Raw genomic sequence first — 16,897 nt, forward strand, 5'->3', positions numbered from 1 at the left:
GCGCAATCATCGACACGGCGGCCCCGTCGACGACCGGCCCGGGTCGACATGGTGGCCCTCGGAGCCTACGTGCTGCTCGGCGTTCTCGTGTGCCTCAACTACTGGGTGGACGTCAACAACCGGGTCTCCTCGCATCTGCCCACCGACCACAGTTGGTTCGAGTGGCTGTTCTCGCACGGCGCGTACTCGGTGCGCAACCTGGAGAACCCGCTGTTCAGCACGCAGCAGAACGCCCCGGACGGGGTGAACATGATGGCCAACACCTCGCTGCTCGGGGTGACCCTGCCGTTGGCCCCGCTGACCTGGCTGCTCGGCCCCCAGGTGGTGTACGCGCTCTACCTGGGCGCTGCGCTGGCCGCCACGGCCGGCACCGCGTACTGGATGCTGTCGCGGCACCTGGTGCGCTCGCGGGCGGCGGCCTTCATCGGCGGCGGGTTCCTCGGCTTCGCCCCGGGCATCGTGCACCACGCCAACGGCCAGCCCAACTTCGTCTCCAACTTCCTGCTCCCGCTGATCGTGGTGCGGGTGTTCCGGCTGGCCGAGCCGGGCCGGTGGCGGCGCAACGGGCTGATACTGGGACTGCTGGTGGCGTACCAGATCTTCATCAACGAGGAGATGCTGCTGCTCACCGCGATGGCCTGCCTGGTCATCGTGATCGCGTACGCGATCATGCGGCCCCGCGCGGCGCGGCAGCGGGCCGGCACCTTCGCCGCCGGGCTGGGCCTCGGCGGCGGGCTGGCTCTGCTGCTGACGGCATACCCGATCTGGTTCCAGTTCAACGGCCCGCAGTCCTACCGGGGGTTGCAGGGCGGGGTGTTCCACAGTTGGGGCGAGGACATCGTCGCCTTCGTCACCTTCCCCCGCGACACCATCGCCGGCACCGAGGCGGTGGAGAAGACCATCGGGATGACCGAGCAGAACACCTGGTTCGGCTGGCCGCTGGTGCTGGTGTCCGTGGTGGCCCTGGCGCTGCTGGTACGCCGGTCGCTGGTGGCCCGGATCCTGGCGGTGCTGGTGGTGCTCTTCTCCGTGGCCTCGCTCGGCCCGGAGATCCGGTTCAACGGCGAGCTGACCGGGATCCCCGGACCCTGGTCCTACATCCCGGAGGACCTGCCGCTGGTCGAGATGATGATGCCTACCCGGCTGACCCTGGTGACCACGGCCGCTCTCGGCGTCCTGCTCGCGCTGGCCTGGGAGGCGATCTCCGGTCGGAACCGGCCGCCGGTGCCGGCCCCCCGCGCCCCGCAGCCGGCAGGTGTGGCGTGGTGGCGGCGACCGCGCTGGCAGCAGGCCCTCGGGTACACCGCGATCACCCTGGCGGTGCTGCCGCTGATCCCCACTCCGCTGCCGGCCAAACCGGTCGATCCGCCGCCGACCTTCATCACCTCCGGCGCCTGGCGGCCGTACGTGCCGCAGGGCAGGACCCTGGTGCCGGTGCCGATCCCCAGCAACGTGCACGGACTGTCCACCCTGAGGTGGAGCGCGCTGACCCAGCACCAGTTCCCGATCCCGGCCGGCTACTTCATCGGTCCCAACCTGGACGGTGAGGGGGTCTTCGGGGCCCCCAACCGGCCCACCAGCACCCTGATCTACCGCAGCATGGACACCGGTGAGCTGCCGGAACTGACCGAGGAGGACCGCCGGCGGGCGGTCGAGGATCTGCACTTCTGGCGGGCCTCCGTGGTGGTCCTCGGCGCCCACCCCAAGGAGGCCGTGCTGCGCGAGTTGATGACCGCCCTGCTCGGCGAGCCGCAGCGGGTCGACGACGTCTGGCTCTGGGACGTCCGCGACCGGGCGTGAGCGGTCAGCGGTCGGTCAACGCCCGTACGTCCCAGACCCAGACGTCCAGTTCCTGACGCGCCGGACCGACGAGTTGCTCGACGGTCTGGCGCAGCGGCTCGGAGTGCGGCTGGCTCACCGGCAGCACCAGCACGGCCGCCCGCCAGTGCCGCAGTTCGTCGAGGGCGCGGCGCCGCTGGCGGTCGTCCAGTTCGGGCGTACGACCGGTCGAGGCGACCTCCTCCAGCAGCCGGCCGATGCCGCTGGGCCGGCCACCGAAGCGGCCCGGGTCGCCGGTGTTGCCGTTGCGGGGGGCCAGGAAGTAGCCGCCCGGGATCTTGAAGTCGAGGTTGGTGGCGGCGGCCCACCGCATACCGTGGGTGTTGCCCATGCTCGGTACCGGGATGGGCACCAGGGTCTGGTCCGGCCCGACGTAGGCCCGCCACCGGTCGGCGGTGATGAACTTCGGCACCGGCGGTCGGGAGGTCATCGGCAGCGGCATGGGCGCGATCGGCAGCAGGGCCAGGACCAGCCCACCGGCGGTGAGGGTACGCAGGGTGCGCGGATCCAGGGGCAGCGCTCGGCTGCGCTCGATGGCCAGCGCCAGCAGGATCGCCACCACCACACTGGTGATCATGCCGAACCGGGTCGGTACGACCGCGTCGAGCAGGGGCAGTCGGACCAGCCACTCCCAGGGACCCACGATCAGCTCCCGGTCCCACCAGGTGATGCGCTCCCCCAGGGAGAGCAGGGCGTAGAACGCGGCCGTGCCGGCCAGGGCCCGGACCAGCACCTCCCGCCGCAGCCACAGCACGATGCCCACGGCGATCAGTGTCAGGCTCCAGCCGAAGAAGGCGTTCTCCTCGGAGTAGTTCGGCGCCAGGTTGACGTTGGCCCGCTGGTTGCCGCCGATGGTCGGCGACCCGGGGGCCAGGTATGCGGCGATGTCGTTGCCGTAGTCGCGTACCGCGTCGCTGAGCCCGTGGTACGCCATCGGCCCGGCGAACTGGATGTACAGCGGGTAGGCCAGCAGCGCCCCGGCGATCACCGTGCAGGTGGCCACCGCCTTGCCCAGCGGCCGCCAGGCGGCCGACCACAGGGCCGGACGCTGGACCACCACCGCGATCAGGAAGATCCCGCAGCCCATCGCGGTGAACAGCAGGATCTCCTCGTTGATGAAGGCCTGCACGGTGACCAGCAGCGCCAGCACCGCCCCGTCCCGGTACGGCCGGGTCGAACGGGTGATCACCATGACCCGCCACACGATGAAGGGCAGCAGGAACTGGCTGATGATGTTGGGATGCCAGCTGGCGTGGGACAGCATCGCCGGTGAGAAGCCGCAGAACCAGCCGCCCACCACGGCGGCCAGCCGGTTGCTCACCACGTGCCGGGACAGCACGTAGTACCAGGCCGAGGCGGTGCCGGCCAGGGCCAGGGTGACCAGCACCACGAAGGTGACCGCCGGCCCGAACAGCAGGGTCACCGGCACCATCGGGATGCCCAGCGCCAGGATGGCCGTGTTGGCCATCAGGTTGACCCCGTCGGGATAGTTGAACTGCTCCGTGAAGAACGGGAACTCTCCGTGCAGCACCACCCGCACCGAGTGGGCCAGGAAGAACTGCACCTGGGCCGGGTCACTGCTGTAGAGGGAGGCGACCCGACCGGCCGGGTCCGCCCAGATCTGGCTGGTCACCCAGACCGCGACGAGCAGGAATCCACCGAAGACCGCCAGGTCCACCCGACGGGGGGTCCACCGGAAGCGCCGCTTCGGGGCGACCTCCGCCCGATCCGCACCATCCTCTACCGAGTTCCCGCCGACCGCGCCATCGCTGGAAGAACTGCCACCGGTCGATTCGCCGTCCACAATCGGGGCTGGGGCGACCGAGACGGAGGCTTCCTCACGCACCGTGACGGGTTCGGCTGGCAGATCCGGGGTGACGTCGGTTTTCAGCGGATTTGCGGCGCTAATCTCGGCAGGCGTCACAGTCGGCGGAGTCTACCGGAGTAGGGAAATAGCCCCAAAGTCGACCGGCAAGTCCCTTGTGGTCGTTGAACAGCGCCACGACGCAGCGTGAGGCGGGGGAAAGCGTCGGGGTGACATCTCGTACTATTGCCCTCCGACACGACGACCGACGCGATCGGGGGCGTAACAGGTGGGTCCAGTCCGCTGGCGCGGCTTGACGGCCACCGGCCTGTCGGCACTGTTGGTCACCGTCGCCGCCTGTGGTCCCGTGGCCGAGCGCCGACCGCAGGACCTGCGGGTCGGCTACGACAGCCAGGACGGTTCGCTGACCGTCTGGCCCCCGCGCGGCTCGCTGATCGAGGACCCTGCGGCGACCGCCGCGGTGACCCGGGCGGTGCGCGACTGGCGTTCCCCCGTCGATGATCGGGTGCATGTGCCGTCCTCCGGCATCCTCTACTCCGGTCAGGTCGACGGCGCTCCGCTGGCCCTGGTCGCCGCCTCGGTGCCCGGTCAGGCCGCCTCCTGGCTCCTGCAACTGACCGGTGACGGCGAGGGGTACCAGGTCAGCCACGCCACCGAGTACACCGATCCCGGCTACCTCGTCTACTCCGACGTACTGCCGGTGCAGGCCGCCGACCGGCGGCGCTACTTCACCTCCGAACGGGTCCGCCGGCTGGTCGGCCCCCAGGGCAAGGTGCTGCCGGTCACCGAGGGCCTCACCGACCCGGTGGAGGTGCCGGCATGCCGCGCGGTGGCGGTGTCGGCCACCCTACGGTCCACCACCTCCCTGCCTCGGGGTCGTTCGGCCGACCGGCTGCTCGATCTCGGCACCGGCATCACGGCACCCCGGTACCCGCTGGTCCGCGACGAGAGCGGCTCCGGACGACGGGCGCTGGCCGACCTGGACACCTGCCAACTGGCCGGGTCGGAGGGTCCCTTCGGCAGCATGACCCGGCGGGTAGGGGACCGGAACTCCCCCGACTCCGTACCGGCCTCCTGGCCCAAGACGAAGCTGGCCGTCCGTACCCTCGGCGAGGTGGCCCTCGACGGGGGCCAACCGGCCGAGTTGGAGCAACTGACCTGGGAGACCGCCGACGGCACGATGAGCGCGGTGGTCTACCGACCGGCCGACGACGCTCCGGTGGTGTTCTCCCCCGCCGACTGGACCAATGCCCTGCAGGTCTACGAACTGCCGGTGCCCGGGCACCCGTTGGTCGTGCTCAGCTGGCGGTCCACCAAGGACACCAACCTGTCCGTGCCCCCCGGCACGGTCCGCCTGGTCGACCGCCCCGGCCTGGTCGTGGCGCCACTGCCCGAGCGCCGTCAGACCTTCAGCCTCGCCGCTGAGGACAAGACCCACTACCGCACCGCCGGCTCCACCCGCCGCTGACCAATCCGCCAGCCCTGGGGCGCTGCCGACCGAGTGGAGAGCTACGGGTGGTACCGGCCCCGGGGAGGTCACCGGGGCCGGTTCACCTGAGCGACGAGTCGACCTGGCTGAGTAGCTGGGTCGACCGGTGGGTGGATCAGTTGTGGGTGGGGGTGTTGTCGGCTACCGGCAACGGCTCCACGGTCTGGGTGTCCAGGCGGGAGATCCAGCCGGTGACGTCGCGGGCGACATCCTGGGCGGTCAGGCCCAGGTCGGCGAGGATCTGGGCACGGGAGCCGTGCGGGTGCCAGGCGGCCGGCACCCCCAGGTCGCGCAGCGGCACCTGGACGTCGGCGTCGCGCATGGCCTGGGCCAGGCCGTCACCGACACCACCGACCCGGACCCCGTCCTCGACGGTGACCACCAGGCGGTGCCGGGCGGCCAGCTCGACCAGTTCGGCCGGGATCGGACGGACCCAGCGGGGGTCGACCACGGTGACCCCGTAGCCCTGCTCGGCCAGCCGGGCGGCGACCTCCATGCCCATCTGACCGAAGGAACCGACCGCCACCAGCAGTACGTCCGCCCGGTCCGACTCGGTCAGCACGTCCACCGTGCCGATGCGCCGCACGGCGGGCAGGTCGGCCGCGACCGCGCCGGTCGGGTAGCGCAGCACGGTGGGGCCGTCGTCGACGGCGACCGCCTCGCGCAGCTCCTCGCGCAGGGTGGCGGCGTCGCGGGGGGCGGCCATCCGCAGGCCGGGCACCACGCCGAAGAGCGACATGTCCCAGATGCCGTAGTGGCTGGGCCCGTCCGGGCCGGTGATGCCGGCCCGGTCCAGCACGAAGGTGACCGGCAGCTTGTGCATCGCCACGTCCAGCAGGACCTGGTCGAAGGCCCGGTTGAGGAAGGTCGCGTAGACCGCCACCACCGGGTGCAGGCCACCCAGGGCCAGCCCGGCCGCCGAGGTGGCCGCGTGCTGCTCGGCGATGCCCACGTCGTAGGTGCGCTCCGGGTACTTACGGGCCAGCTTGGCGATCCCGGTGGGCTCGGCCATCGCGGCGGTGATGCCGACCACGTCGGGCCGCTCGTCGGCGATCTTGACCAGCTCGTCGGCGAAGACGTTCGTCCACTTCACCGAGGGTGCGGCGGTGGCCTTGCCGGTGGCGATGTCGAAGGCGCCGGGGCCGTGGAAGCAGTCCGCCTCGTCCTCCTCGGCGGGGCGGTAGCCGTAGCCCTTGCGGGTCACCGCGTGCACGATCACCGGGCCGCCGAAGTTCTTCGCCGCGCGCAGCGCGGTCTCGACCGCAGGAACGTCGTGTCCGTCGACCGGGCCGACGTACTTGATGCCGAGGTCCTCGAACATCGCCTGCGGGGCGACCGCGTCCTTGATGCCCCGCTTGACCGCGTGCAGCACCTCGTACATCGGCTTGCCGACCAGCGGGGTCGAGCCGAGGGCGTCCTTGACCGTGTCGAGGACCTTCTCGTAGCCGGGGTTGAGCCGCAGGGTCGACAGGTGGTCGGCGAGCCCGCCGATGGTCGGGGCGTACGAGCGGCCGTTGTCGTTGACGACGATCACCAGGGGGTTGCCGGCGGAGGCGATGTTGTTCAGGGCCTCCCAGCACATGCCGCCGGTCAGGGCCCCGTCGCCGACCACGGCCACCACGCTGCGGGCCTCGCCGCGCAGGGCGTACGCCTTGGCCAGCCCGTCGGCGTACGACAGGGCGGTGGAGGCGTGCGAGTTCTCGATGATGTCGTGCTCGCTCTCGGCCTGGCTGGGGTAGCCGGAGAGCCCGCCGCGTTGGCGCAGCTGGTCGAAGCCGTCCTGCCGACCGGTGATGATCTTGTGGACGTACGCCTGGTGACCGGTGTCGAACAGCAGCCGGTCACGGGGAGAGTCGAAGACCCGGTGCAGGGCGAGGGTGAGTTCCACCACGCCCAGGTTGGGGCCGATGTGCCCGCCGGTACGCGACACCTTGGCGACCAGGAAGTCACGGATCTCGGCGGCGAGGTTGTCCAGCTCGGTGCCCGACATCCGCCTGACGTCCTGCGGACCGTGCACCCTGGCCAGCAGCCGGCCCTGGTTGGCCGTGTCCTCTTCAGCACTCATGACCGCAGAGTCTATCGGCCTTCGCCCACCTCGCAGCGCGGTCACCGCAGCGGGGCCCCGGGGAGGAGACCCGCGCCACCCACCCGAACAGGGGGTTCTCACTTCGGGGACAGCAGTCCGACCAACTCCACATGCTGGGTCATCGGAAACAGGTCGTACCCCCGCAAGGCGGACAGCTCCCAGCCCAGCTCGGTGAAGACCCGCAGGTCCCGGGCGAAGGCGGCCGGGTCGCAGGCCACGTACGCCACCGCCCGGGGCCCGGCGGCGACCAGCTCGCGCACCACCCGCGCCCCCGCGCCGGTACGCGGCGGGTCGAGCACCACCACGTCCACCGGTGCGGTGATCCGACGGCGGGCCAGGGCGGTCTCCACCCGGGCCGCCACCACCTCCACCTGAGCCAGGTCCCGCAGGTTCTCCCTGGCCGCGCCGACCCCGTCGCCGGCCGCCTCCACCAGGGTCACCCGGCCGGTCTCGCCGACCCGGGCTGCCAGGCCGGCGGCGAACAGCCCGGCCCCGCCGTAGAGGTCCCAGGCCCGCTCCCCCGGCCCCGGCTCGGCCAACTCCAGTACCGCGGCGACCAGGGTGTCCGCGGCGGCGGGATGGACCTGCCAGAAGGACGAGGCGGGCAGAATCCAGTCCCGGCCCGCGGCCTGTTCCCGGACCCGCTCCGGGCCGCCGATCCGCCGGGTACGCCCCGCTGTGGAGGCCGTCACGGTCACGTCGCCGCCGGTGGAGGCGACCACCTCCACCGCATCGTCGTCGGGCCACCTGGTGCCACTGGAGGTGAGCACCGGCCGGTCCTGGATGGCCGGGTGGGCGATCAGGCACCGGCCGATCGGCACCACCTCGTGCGAGCGGTGCTTCAGCAGACCCGCCCGACCCGCCGCGTCGACCGCGTACCGGACCCGGGATCGCCAGCCGAGGGGACCGCCGGGCAGGGCCTCGACCCGGACCGCCAGGGCGTCGCACCCGGCCTCGTCGAGACCACCGAGGCGGATCAGCTGCTCCCGTACCACCTCGGTCTTCCAGCGCAGCTGGGCGGGCACCGCGACATGTTGCAGGTCGCAGCCCCCACAGCGTCCCGGCCGGGCGTACGGGCAGGGTGGCTCGACCCGGTCCGGGGAGGGCTCCAGCACCCGTACCGCGTCGGCCCGGACGAAGCCCCGGTGCACCTCGGTGACCTCGGCCACCACCCGCTCGCCGGGCAGGGCGTGCCGGACGAAGACCACCTGACCCTCGACCCGGGCCACGCAGTGCCCGCCGGGAGCCACCGCCGCCACGGTCAACTCGACCTGCTCGGCCTCGGTCAGCCCGCTACGACCGTCGGCCGTGTCGGACCGCTGCCCCGGGAGGGTCATCTCGTTCACCGTGTCTCTCCGTTCGACGACTGCTGGCCCGGCCCGGAGGACACGGGATCCACCGGCGGGATGGTCGGTGGCAGGGTGCTGCGGGGCACCGCCCGGGGACCCCGGACCGGCCCCCTACCCAGGGTGGCGTCCATCCGGTCGAGATCCTTGCCGGCGGTCGAGGCGAGCTGCCACGGCACGCTGGTGACCATCACCCCCGGCTCGAACAGCAGCCGGCCCTTGAGCCGCAACGCGCTCTGGTTGTGCAACAGGTTCTCCCACCAGCGCCCGACGACGTACTCCGGGATGAAGACCGTGACCACGTCGCGCGGCGAGGCCCGGCGGACCCCGGCCACGTAGTGCAGGATCGGGCGGGTGATCTCCCGGTACGGGGAATCGATCACCGTCAGCGGGATCGGTACGTCCCGGCGTTCCCACTCGGTCTGCAACTGCCGGGTGTCGACGTCGTCCACGTTGACGGTCACCGCGGTCAGGGTGTCCGGCCGGGTTGCCTGGGCGTACGCCACGGCCCGCAGGGTGGGCTGGTGCAGCTTGCTGACCAGCACGATCGCGTGGTTGCGGGCCGGCAGCACCGGTCGCCCGTCGTCCGGTGCCAACTCGACGGCCACCCGGTCGTAGTGCCGACGGATGGCCAGCATCAGCAGGTAGATCACGCCCATCGCGACGATGGCGATCCAGGCGCCCAGCAGGAACTTCGTGATCAGCACGATGACCAGCACCGCACCGGTCATCACCATGCCGAAGGTGTTGATCGCCCGGGACCTGATCATCCGGCGGCGCAGCTGCGGATCCCGCTCGGTACGCAGATGCCGGTTCCAGTGCCGGATCATGCCGGCCTGGGAGAGGGTAAACGAGACGAACACCCCGACGATGTAGAGCTGGATCAGCTTGGTCACCTCGGCCTGGAACCCGACGATCAGCACGATCGCGAAGGCGGCCAGGAAGAGGATGCCGTTGGAGAAGGCCAGCCGATCGCCTCGGGTGTGCAGTTGCCGGGGCAGGTAGCGGTCCTGGGCCAGGATCGACCCGAGGACCGGGAAGCCGGTGAAGGCCGTGTTGGCGGCCACGAACAGGATCGTGGCGGTCACCCCGACGACCAGGAACATCAGCACCGAACCGGAGCCGAAGATCGTCTCGCCGAGCTGGGCGGTGACGGTCTTCTGCACGTATCCCTCGGGGCCGGAGACGATCTGGTGGCCGGGGTCCTCGACGAACTGCAACCCGGTCAGCCGGGCCAGCCACACGATGCCGACCAGCATGGTCACCGCTACCAGACCCAGCATCAGCAGGGTGGTGGCGGCGTTGCGGCTCTTGGGCGCCTTGAAGGCCGGCACCCCGTTGGAGATGGCCTCCACCCCGGTCAGGGCGGCGCAGCCGGAGGAGAAGCTGCGCAGCAGCAGGAAGGCCATGGCCCAGCCGGTGGTGTCGTGCCACTCGGCGGCGATGACCAGGTCGGCGCTGGGGGCCCGCAGGTCCTCACCGAGCACCACGATGCGGACCAGCCCGGTCAGGATCATGCCGACGATCACGATCATGAACCCGTAGGTGGGGATGGCGAAGGCGCTGCCCGCCTCCTTGAGCCCCCGCAGGTTGACCGCGGTCAGCAGGACCACCGCGCTGACCGCGATGAGCACCTTGTGGGTGGCGACGAAGGGGATCACCGAGCCGAGGTTGGCCACCCCGGAGGAGACCGACACGGCGACCGTCAGCACGTAGTCGACCAGCAGGGCGCTGGCCACCCCCACCCCGGCCCGGGGGCCCAGGTTGACCGTGGCCACCTCGTAGTCGCCACCGCCGGAGGGGTAGGCGTGCACGTTCTGCCGGTAGCTGGCCACCACGGTCAGCATCACCACGACCACCCCGAGGGCCACCCAGGGCGAGAAGACGAAAGCCGAGGCTCCCGCGATGGAGAGCATCAGCAGGATCTCGTCCGGGGCGTACGCGACGCTGGACAGCGCGTCCGAGGCGAAGACGGGCAGCGCAATGCGCTTCGGCAGAAGGGTGTGCTTGAGCCGGTCGGACCGGAATGGTCGACCGACGAGCAGCCGCTTCAGCAGGGTTCGGGCCACGGTCGCCAAGCGTACGACCGCCCTCGGCAACCTCGTCGTCCCGCACCGCCGGTGAGGGCACTGCGGGGGTCTGCGGCCGGCGGAGTAGCGTCGGTCTCCGCCTGACGTCACGACGTGGCAGGCTCGCGGTGACGGGCGCACCTTGGGAGGGCGGCGTGCATATCGTGATCATGGGGTGTGGCCGGGTCGGGTCGACCCTGGCGCAGAGCCTCCAGTCCCGCGGGCACTCGGTGGCGGTGATCGACCAGGACGCCGACGCCTTCCGCCGACTGGGGCCCGACTTCGCCGGCACCACGGTCACCGGGGCGGGATTCGACGGTGAGGTGCTGCGCCAGGCCGGCATCGAGCGGGCGGACGCCTTCGCCGCCGTCTCCAGCGGGGACAACTCCAACATCATCTCGGCGCGGTTGGCCCGGGAGACCTTCGGTGTGTCCCGGGTGGCGGCCCGCATCTACGACCAGCGGCGGGCGCAGGTCTACGAGCGCCTCGGCATCCCCACGGTGGCGACCGTGCGCTGGACCGCCGACCGGATGCTGCGACACCTGCTGCCGGAGGGCAACGTGGAGATCTTCCGCGACCCGACCAGCACGGTGTCGATCATCGAGGTGCCGGTGCACAAGGACTGGATCGGGCACCGGGTGCAGCGCCTGGAACAGGCCACCGGGGCCCGGGTTGCCTACCTGCTGCGGTTCGGCATCGGCACCCTGCCCACCGCCTCCAGCGTGGTGCAGGAGGGTGATCAGATCTTCATGCTGGTCACCGACGACATGGTGGCCACGGTCACCGAGATCGCGGCGGCCCCGGACGGAGGGCAGTGATCATGCGAGTCGCCATCGCGGGTGCCGGCAACGTGGGCCGCTCCATCGCCCAGGAGTTGATCGAGAACGGCCACCAGGTGATGCTGATCGAGCGGCAGCCCCGGATGCTGCGGCCCGAACGGGTACCGCAGGCCCAGTGGGTGCTGGCGGACGCCTGCGAGCTGACCAGCCTGGAGGAGGCCGACCTGGCCGGCTGCGACGTGGTGGTCGCGGCGACCGGCGACGACAAGGCCAACCTGGTGGTCTCCCTGCTGGCCAAGACCGAGTTCGCGGTCCCCCGGGTGGTCGCCCGGATCAACCGGGCCGAGAACGAGTGGTTGTTCACCGAGCAGTGGGGGGTGGACGTCGCGGTCAGCAAGCCCCGGGTGATGGCCGCCCTGGTCGAGGAGGCCGTCACGGTGGGCGACCTGGTACGGCTGATGACCTTCCGCCAGGGTGAGGCCAACCTGGTCGAGATCACCCTGCCGCCGACCGCGCCGCATGTCGGTCAGCCGTTGCGTGCGGTGCCGCTGCCCCGCGACGCCGCCCTGGTGGCGATCCTGCGCGGCAAGCGGGTGCTGGTGCCCAGCCCGGACGATCCGATCGAGGTCGGCGACGAGCTGATCTTCGTCTGCACGGCCGAGATGGAGGACGCGGTACGCGCGGTGATGCTCGGTCCGGACAGCGTCGAACGCACCCGCCAGTCGCGGTGAGGGGTGAGGGGTGAGGGGTTCCCCCGTGTCGGTCAGCTACCGGCCAGCGGCACCGGCTCGGCCTGCCGGGTGACCCGGCGCACCGTCCAGACCGTGATCAACAGCAGCATCACGTACGGCGGGTAGCCCAACGCCAGGCGGGCCACCCCTAGAGCGGTGTCCTGCTCGGCCAGGTAGAGCGCGGCCTGCACCCCCACCTTGGCCAGCCACACCACTCCCCAGAGCACGGTCAGCCCGGTGAAGGTCCGGACCAGCTTCGGGTCCTCCCGCCAGGCGGAGCTGCCCTTGGCCACCAGCACCGACCAGAGCCAACCGACCAGGGGCTGACGGATCGCGGCCGAGACCAGCAGAGCCAGGCCGTAGCCGATGCCGTAGAGGATGCCGGGCAGGTAGAAGTCCCGGGCCTCACCGGTCCGCCAGGCGATCGCGGCGCCGATGCCGATGCCGAACAGCCCGTTGACGGCGTGCCGTACGGGCTTGCGCTGCGCCAGCCGCAGCCCACCGATGAGCACCGCCACACCGACCGAGGCGATCACCGCGGGTCGCAGCGAACCGACGACGTTGACCACCACGAAGACCACGACCGGGATGCTGGACTCGACCAGCCCTCGCCAGCCGCCGAGCTGGTCGGCCATCTGCTCGGCGACGGTGGGCAGCCGCTCCTCGTCGTCGGCTCCACTGGCCGGTTGGGTGGCCGGTTGCTGTCCGGTGGTCATCGCCCGCCTTTCCGGCAGAATCGTGGCTGTCGTGCCGGGGTTTCCGGACAGTCTCTCATCCTCCGGGTCACGGACGTCACGTCGATGGCTCCAACTCGTAGTACGGGTTGTAGATCACCTTACGGTCGTCACGCAGCGCGACCCGTCCCCGCGCGGTCAGGTGTCGTCCCGGCTCGATCCCGGTGATGTGCCGTCGGCCCAGCCAGACCAGGGTGACGACATCGCTGCCGTCGTAGAGGTCCGCCTCCAGCGCCGGCTGGTTGGTCCGAGGGGTGTAGACGACCGTACGCAGCCGCCCGGCGACGGAGACCAGCTGACCGCGTACGCACTGGGTCACCGGCACCCCGCCGCAGCGGGCACTCTCCTGCCGCAACAACTGGGCCTCGATCTCGGCCTCACTGGCGGTGAGCCGGCGCAGCATCCGCCGCAGCGAACCCTGCCCCTCCTCGGTCGTCATGAACTCCGCGTCACCCTTCCCGAACCGGCCGGCCCACGCCGACACCGGGCCGCTCCCAGCAGAACGGGAGGGCCCCACGCCAGCGTACGCCGACGTGAGGCCCTCCCGGTGCTGACGATTGCGCGCCCGCCGGACGGACCCCGCTCAGTTCGCGCCGGGCGCCGGTGCGCCTTCCGAGGCCGCCGCGGCCTGCTCAGCCGCCTCGCCCGCCTCGCGCGGCAGCCGCAGCGGCAGCGGTTCGCGTACCGGCTTGGCCTCGATGCCGCGGTCGACCACCAGCCCCTCCATGCACCGGGCCAGGGCTCCGGCCGCGTCCGGGTTGGTCGCCGCCTCGCCCTGGAAGACCGCCCGGACCATCCAGCGGGGGCCGTCGACCCCGACGAACCGCAGATCGGTCAGGCCCTCCTCGGTGCGCACCCGGGCCCGCAGCTCGGTGCCGTACTCGCCGGTCACCTCCTGGGCGGCGGCGCCGTCGTTGAACAGCGACTGCCGGATCTCCTCGCGCACCTCGTCCCAGATTCCCTCGCTGCGGGGAGCGGCGAACACCCCGAGTTGCAGGGCACTCTGCCCGTGCACCAGGACGACCTGCTGGATCACCCCCTGCGGGTCGGCCTGCACCCGCACCTCGACGTCGGGCACCGCCGGGATCTGGAGGCTGCCCAGGTCCAGCCGCTGCACCCCGGCAGGGGCCTCGGTGACGTCGTACGGCCCGCGCGCCGGGGCCGCCTCGACGGTCTCCGGCGCCTCGACGGTCCGCTCGTCACTGGCGTGCCGCCCCGTGGCCCGCTTCCGCGAGAAGATCACTGTGTCCACCTTCCGCTGTTCACACTCACCGTGCCCTCTCCTCCGTCCGCGCCGTCGGCCGCCGGTGGCGGCACCAGAGCGACGTGTCCGCCGGTGGACCCGTGCCCGCCGCCTCCGCGTCCGGACTCGGGCAGCTCGGCCACCGGTTGGAAGGCCGCCCGTTCCACCCGTTGCACAACGAGTTGCGCGATCCGGTCGCCCCGGGAGATCTTCACTGGCACAGCCCGATCATGGTTGATCAGGTTGACCAGGATCTCACCCCGGTAGCCGGCGTCGACCGTACCGGGCGCGTTGAGCACGGTCACGCCGAGTCTGGCCGCCAGCCCCGAACGGGGATGAACCAGGCCCACGTACCCCTCCGGCAGCGCGATCGCCACGCCGGTGGGCACCAGGGCCCGACCGCCGGGCGGCAACTCGACGTCCGCGGCCGCCACCAGGTCGGCACCGGCGTCGCCGGGATGGGCGTACGCCGGCAGCGGCAGCTCGGGGTCGAGCCGGCGGACCAGCACGGGCACCACGTCGGTCACGGTTGCCTCTTTCGTCTTCTGCACGGAGGTGACCCTGCCATCCTGCCCGGTACCCCGGCGGCCACGCGCCGTACCCTGGTATGAGTGAGCGTGTCACCCTCCCCCACCGATGCGGCTACCCGGGCGTACGCCGAACGGCTCAGCCTGCCCTGGTGGTTGTGGCTGGCCGGGCTGGCCGCCACCGGCCTGCTGGCGGTGGAGCTGTGGATGGGCGCGACCGGGGTACGGGCCTGGCTGCCCTTCGTGGTGCTGCTGCCCGCCGCCGTCGCCGCACTGACCTGGCTGGGCCGGATCAGGATCGCGGTGACCGACGGGGAATTCCGGGTCGACGACGCCCGGCTACCGGCCCGGTTCGTCGCCGAGGTCATCGCGTTGGACGCCGACGGGCGCCGTGAGGTGCTCGGGGTGGGGGCCGATCCGCTGGCCTTCGTCGTCCAGCGGCCCTGGATCTCCGGCGCGGTGCAGGTGGTCCTCGACGACCCGAACGACCCCACCCCCTTCTGGGTGGTCAGCACCCGCCATCCGGTAGCCCTGGCCGAGGCCCTGCTGGCCGCCCGCGACGCCAGCCGCTGACCGCCCCAGCGCCCCGCTACACCGCCACGATCCGGCCGGAGCGCTCCGGTGGCCAGAGGTCGGGTAACGGCGTTCAGGAGCCAGCTGACGGCGGCCAGCGGCCGGGTGACCGCGACCAGGGCCGGGTGACGGCGTCAGGGGCCGGGCAGGGCGGGCGGGGTGCCGGGGAGTGCAGGCGGGGCCGGTGGGGTGTCCGGCAGGCTGCGCCGCTGCCGACGCAGGTCGGTGCGGAGCTGGTCGGCCAGGGTGCGGGTGGCCCGCCGGTTCAGGTAGCTCGCCACGGCCGCGCCGGTGAGGAAGGGTCCCAGGGTGGTCAGGTTCCGGCCGAAGCGCTTGAGCAGGGTGTCCCGCAGCTCCCGTCGGGCGGCCGTGCCGAGGACTGCGCCGATGCCCACCCCGGGCACCATCGGGTTGACCCCGCGTTGGTTGGCCCAGGCCTGGAGCAGCGCGACGGTGCGCTGGGCACCCCCGGCGGGCAGCGGGGCCCGGTAGATCTCGTGCAGCTCCCCGGTCAGCTTCAACTCGATGGCCACCACGGCCACGGTCTCCGCGGCGAGCAGGACCGGCGCGGAGAGCAGGCTGGGGGTGACCGTCCACTGCACCGCCGAGGCGCCCCCGCCGGCCGCACCGACACCGGCGGTCGCCCTGGCGGCATTGCGTACCAGCCGATCGGCCAGCGCCTCGTCGTCCAGGCCGGGGAAGTGTCGGCGCAGGGTGGCCAGGTCACGGATCGGCACGTGCGGGGCGATCTCGGCGACCACCTCGGTCATCCAGCGCAGCGCCGTCCTCGGCTTGAACAGCCCGCCGACCCCACGGGCCCGGGCCTGCCGGACCAGGCGCCCCAGCAACTGACGTCGCCGGGCCGGCTCGATCTCGTCGGCGGTCAGCGCCGCGACCGTCGTACCGAGCTCGTCGGCGCCCTCGCCGTCGATGCCCGCGCTCCACTCGCTCATGCCGACGCTCCGGTCGACGCCCGCTCGCGCCACCGCCGTACGCCGATGGTTCGTTCCCTCACTGCCCGACCTCCCCGACCGGCGGCCGCCGGCGCGACGGCCACCCTTTACGAGTGAAGCAGGTCGATCGGCGCGGCGCTCGCCGAGCCGGGCAGCGGCGGCTCCCCTGGGAAGCCGCCGCCGTGCGGTGATGGTGTCGGATCGTCGGTCAGACGCACTCGCGGCAGATCAGCTCGCCGTTGCGCTCGACCGCCAGTTGGCTGCGGTGGTGCACGAGGAAGCAGCGAGCACAGCGGAACTCGTCCTGCTGCATCGGCAGCACCTTGACCGTCAACTCCTCGTCGGCCAGGTCAGCACCGGGCAACTCGAAGCTCTCAGCCACTTCGGCCTCGTCGACGTCCACGGCGCCCGACTGCGAGTCGACACGCCGGGCCTTCAGCTCTTCCAGGCTGTCCTCGCCGAGGTCGACCTCGTCCCGGCGCGGAGCGTCGTAGTCGGTGGCCATCGGTTTCACTCTCCCATTTCGATGTTGTCGCTTCCGGTTGTAACGCCGGGCGACGCTGTTTCGGTTCCGCTGGCCGGCCACCGCTAGTGTCGGCCACCCGACCCGACGACCGCTCGGGCCGGGCCGCCCGGAAGAATCTCCCGGCGAGCGCGGAACCCTACCCCCCCTTTGGGCGAGGCATGTATACCGCCCTTGTGG

Annotated in this window: 15 protein-coding genes; 5 read left to right on the forward strand and 10 right to left on the reverse strand. The window is 71.8% G+C overall.

What is annotated here, in order from left to right; translation table 11 throughout:
* Window positions 1–48 precede the first annotated feature (48 nt).
* Window positions 49–1,800, forward strand: coding sequence for a hypothetical protein (locus tag OIE53_RS14470; protein ID WP_442791343.1), 1,752 nt, complete (start codon window positions 49–51; stop codon window positions 1,798–1,800).
* A gap of 4 nt (window positions 1,801–1,804) precedes the next feature.
* Here OIE53_RS14470 and OIE53_RS14475 read toward each other — a convergent pair whose 3' ends face one another.
* A complete protein-coding gene (locus OIE53_RS14475) occupies window positions 1,805–3,643 on the reverse strand; it encodes a hypothetical protein (RefSeq protein ID WP_442791344.1) in 1,839 nt (612 codons plus the stop codon).
* 313 nt (window positions 3,644–3,956) lie between these two features.
* Between OIE53_RS14475 and OIE53_RS14480 the strand changes: the two genes are divergently transcribed.
* Window positions 3,957–5,132, forward strand: a complete 1,176-nt coding sequence (locus OIE53_RS14480) for a hypothetical protein (RefSeq protein WP_327022081.1) — start codon at window positions 3,957–3,959, stop codon at window positions 5,130–5,132.
* A 136-nt stretch (window positions 5,133–5,268) separates the two neighbouring features.
* Here the strand turns inward: OIE53_RS14480 and dxs are convergent, their stop codons facing one another.
* The 3 genes from dxs to OIE53_RS14495 all read right to left on the reverse strand — a co-directional run bounded on the left by dxs (window position 5,269) and on the right by OIE53_RS14495 (window position 10,654).
* The gene (gene dxs / locus OIE53_RS14485) at window positions 5,269–7,218 is read right to left on the reverse strand and encodes a 1-deoxy-D-xylulose-5-phosphate synthase (protein ID WP_327022082.1); all 1,950 of its coding nucleotides are present in this window, start codon (window positions 7,216–7,218) and stop codon (window positions 5,269–5,271) included.
* Between the two features lie 98 nt (window positions 7,219–7,316).
* On the reverse strand, window positions 7,317–8,576 hold the full coding sequence (locus OIE53_RS14490) for a class I SAM-dependent RNA methyltransferase (RefSeq protein WP_327027206.1): 1,260 nt from the start codon (window positions 8,574–8,576) through the stop codon (window positions 7,317–7,319).
* A gap of 5 nt (window positions 8,577–8,581) precedes the next feature.
* On the reverse strand, window positions 8,582–10,654 hold the full coding sequence (locus OIE53_RS14495) for an APC family permease (RefSeq protein ID WP_327022083.1): 2,073 nt from the start codon (window positions 10,652–10,654) through the stop codon (window positions 8,582–8,584).
* 155 nt (window positions 10,655–10,809) lie between these two features.
* Between OIE53_RS14495 and OIE53_RS14500 the strand changes: the two genes are divergently transcribed.
* Window positions 10,810–11,472 carry a potassium channel family protein gene (locus OIE53_RS14500; RefSeq protein ID WP_327022084.1) on the forward strand — a complete coding sequence of 221 codons (663 nt, stop codon included), beginning with the start codon at window positions 10,810–10,812 and terminating at the stop codon, window positions 11,470–11,472.
* Between the two features lie 2 nt (window positions 11,473–11,474).
* A complete protein-coding gene (locus tag OIE53_RS14505) occupies window positions 11,475–12,164 on the forward strand; it encodes a potassium channel family protein (RefSeq protein ID WP_327022085.1) in 690 nt (229 codons plus the stop codon).
* 32 nt (window positions 12,165–12,196) lie between these two features.
* Here the strand turns inward: OIE53_RS14505 and OIE53_RS14510 are convergent, their stop codons facing one another.
* The 4 genes from OIE53_RS14510 to dut all read right to left on the reverse strand — a co-directional run bounded on the left by OIE53_RS14510 (window position 12,197) and on the right by dut (window position 14,668).
* Window positions 12,197–12,880, reverse strand: coding sequence for a DUF3159 domain-containing protein (locus tag OIE53_RS14510; RefSeq protein WP_327022086.1), 684 nt, complete (start codon window positions 12,878–12,880; stop codon window positions 12,197–12,199).
* A gap of 76 nt (window positions 12,881–12,956) precedes the next feature.
* A complete protein-coding gene (locus OIE53_RS14515; protein WP_327022087.1) occupies window positions 12,957–13,337 on the reverse strand; it encodes an OB-fold nucleic acid binding domain-containing protein in 381 nt (126 codons plus the stop codon).
* A 144-nt stretch (window positions 13,338–13,481) separates the two neighbouring features.
* Window positions 13,482–14,141 carry a DUF3710 domain-containing protein gene (locus tag OIE53_RS14520; RefSeq protein ID WP_327022088.1) on the reverse strand — a complete coding sequence of 220 codons (660 nt, stop codon included), beginning with the start codon at window positions 14,139–14,141 and terminating at the stop codon, window positions 13,482–13,484.
* The gene (dut, locus tag OIE53_RS14525) at window positions 14,138–14,668 is read right to left on the reverse strand and encodes a dUTP diphosphatase (protein WP_327022089.1); all 531 of its coding nucleotides are present in this window, start codon (window positions 14,666–14,668) and stop codon (window positions 14,138–14,140) included. The genes OIE53_RS14520 and dut overlap by 4 nt, the downstream gene beginning before the upstream one ends.
* Before the next feature lie 84 nt (window positions 14,669–14,752).
* Here dut and OIE53_RS14530 point away from each other — a divergent pair, with 84 nt between their 5' ends.
* Window positions 14,753–15,241 carry a DUF3093 domain-containing protein gene (locus tag OIE53_RS14530; protein ID WP_327022090.1) on the forward strand — a complete coding sequence of 163 codons (489 nt, stop codon included), beginning with the start codon at window positions 14,753–14,755 and terminating at the stop codon, window positions 15,239–15,241.
* Between the two features lie 134 nt (window positions 15,242–15,375).
* Here the strand turns inward: OIE53_RS14530 and OIE53_RS14535 are convergent, their stop codons facing one another.
* Window positions 15,376–16,194 carry a hypothetical protein gene (locus OIE53_RS14535; protein WP_327022091.1) on the reverse strand — a complete coding sequence of 273 codons (819 nt, stop codon included), beginning with the start codon at window positions 16,192–16,194 and terminating at the stop codon, window positions 15,376–15,378.
* Between the two features lie 208 nt (window positions 16,195–16,402).
* Window positions 16,403–16,699: a DUF4193 domain-containing protein gene (locus OIE53_RS14540; protein ID WP_007075406.1), complete on the reverse strand. Its 297-nt coding sequence runs from the start codon at window positions 16,697–16,699 to the stop codon at window positions 16,403–16,405.
* Window positions 16,700–16,897 lie beyond the last annotated feature (198 nt).

Origin of the sequence: Micromonospora sp. NBC_01739 (assembly GCF_035920385.1) — a bacterium.
Taxonomy (GTDB): Bacteria; Actinomycetota; Actinomycetes; order Mycobacteriales; family Micromonosporaceae; genus Micromonospora.

Bases quoted from the DNA above. Each gene is read 5' to 3' on its own strand.
- OIE53_RS14470 (WP_442791343.1), top strand. From the start codon at position 49: ATGGTGGCCCTCGGAGCCTACGTGCTGCTCGGCGTTCTCGTGTGCCTC.
- dxs (WP_327022082.1), bottom strand. From the start codon at position 7,218: ATGAGTGCTGAAGAGGACACGGCCAACCAGGGCCGGCTGCTGGCCAGG.
- OIE53_RS14490 (WP_327027206.1), bottom strand. From the start codon at position 8,576: ATGACCCTCCCGGGGCAGCGGTCCGACACGGCCGACGGTCGTAGCGGG.
- OIE53_RS14505 (WP_327022085.1), top strand. From the start codon at position 11,475: ATGCGAGTCGCCATCGCGGGTGCCGGCAACGTGGGCCGCTCCATCGCC.
- OIE53_RS14510 (WP_327022086.1), bottom strand. From the start codon at position 12,880: ATGACCACCGGACAGCAACCGGCCACCCAACCGGCCAGTGGAGCCGAC.
- OIE53_RS14515 (WP_327022087.1), bottom strand. From the start codon at position 13,337: ATGACGACCGAGGAGGGGCAGGGTTCGCTGCGGCGGATGCTGCGCCGG.
- OIE53_RS14535 (WP_327022091.1), bottom strand. From the start codon at position 16,194: ATGAGCGAGTGGAGCGCGGGCATCGACGGCGAGGGCGCCGACGAGCTC.
- OIE53_RS14540 (WP_007075406.1), bottom strand. From the start codon at position 16,699: ATGGCCACCGACTACGACGCTCCGCGCCGGGACGAGGTCGACCTCGGC.